Source organism: Psychrobacter sp. CAL346-MNA-CIBAN-0220, assembly GCF_040309805.1.
Classification (GTDB): Bacteria; Pseudomonadota; Gammaproteobacteria; order Pseudomonadales; family Moraxellaceae; genus Psychrobacter.
The window spans coordinates 1-468 of record NZ_JBEOPF010000038.1; the positions used below are offsets into that span (position 1 = coordinate 1).

At 45.5% G+C, this 468-nt stretch carries 1 protein-coding gene; it reads right to left on the reverse strand.

Going from position 1 to position 468, the window contains the following annotated elements; translation table 11 throughout:
- A partial coding sequence (gene gmk, locus AAEY88_RS12595; protein WP_350562928.1) for a guanylate kinase occupies positions 1-444 on the reverse strand: 444 nt, incomplete at its 3' end.
- Between the last annotated feature and the right edge of the window lie 24 nt (positions 445-468).

Here is a 468-nt window from a genome sequence, read left to right on the forward strand (position 1 = left end):
GGATAGACGTTGCTCAATCACCTCAGCGCTGTCTTGCGCGCGAGTAGAGAGGCGTTGGCGCAAAGTTGAGACGCTAGGTGGTAGAATAAATATCATGGTAGCTTGCGTAAAGATTTTTTTGACTTGTCGCGCCCCTTGCCAGTCAATCTCCAAAATAACATCAATACCAGCGTCAAGCTGTGCTCTGACGCTCGACGCTGATGTCCCATAATAGTTACCAAAAACTTCCGCGTGCTCCAAAAACTTGCCTTCACTAATAGCAGTGATAAAGTCTTCTTTTTCGATAAAGTGATAGTCATGACCATCAATTTCACCTGGACGTGCCTTGCGTGTAGTATGAGAGATGCTCACAGACAAATCATTCGTGGTAGCGAGTAGCTGCTTGACCAAAGAGGTTTTTCCTGTGCCGGAAGCGGCGGTGATAATAAACAATGAGCCTGTCATAAACGTCCTAATAAAGTAATAGTG